Below are 613 nucleotides of genomic sequence, written 5' to 3'. Positions count from 1 at the left end.
CGCATACGGCGAAATAGCCGCCCACGAAGCCCTCGGCAAGCAGACCTTCGAAGGCCTCGAATTCGTGCGGCCGGAGCGGTTCAAAACCAGCTAGTTCACTCTGTCAGAAATAGTGATGGATTTGACATCCAAAATTGTTGACAATCGACAATTCTTCAGAAAGTATGAAGCCATGGCAACTCTCAGTCCCCTCCTCAAGCAGGCCACTCCTGTCGTCGTCGACTCCGCGCTCGGAAGCTGGATCCACGCGACCGACGGCAAGAACTACCTGGATTTCACCACCGGGATCGGCGTGACCAGCACGGGTCACTGCCACCCCGATGTCGTCGCTGCAGCGCGGGAGCAGGTGGGCAAGATTATTCATGCCCAGTACACCACCGTGATGCACAAGCCCCTGCTGGAGCTCACCGAAAAGCTCGGACAGTACCTGCCGGCGGGGCTGGACAGTGTCTTCTATGCTACGTCCGGGTCCGAGGCCGTGGAGGCCTCTGTCCGCCTGGCGCGCATGGCCACGGGACGGCCCAACATCATCTCCTTCCACGGCGGTTTCCATGGCAGGACCGTCGGTGCGGCCTCGCTGACCACGGCCGGCACCAAGTTCCGCTCGGGATTC

1 protein-coding gene is annotated in these 613 nt (G+C 60.7%); it reads left to right on the top strand.

Features of this window, described 5'->3' with window-relative positions; translation table 11 throughout:
* Positions 1-172: 172 nt before the first annotated feature.
* A partial coding sequence (locus tag AC6CH3_RS23385; RefSeq protein ID WP_498134704.1) for an aminotransferase class III-fold pyridoxal phosphate-dependent enzyme occupies positions 173-613 on the top strand: 441 nt, incomplete at its 3' end.

The organism is Arthrobacter sp. GQ119 (genome assembly GCF_059759125.1).
The sequence above is the reverse complement of the archived record's forward strand: the minus strand, read 5'-3'. Positions and strand labels throughout refer to the sequence as shown.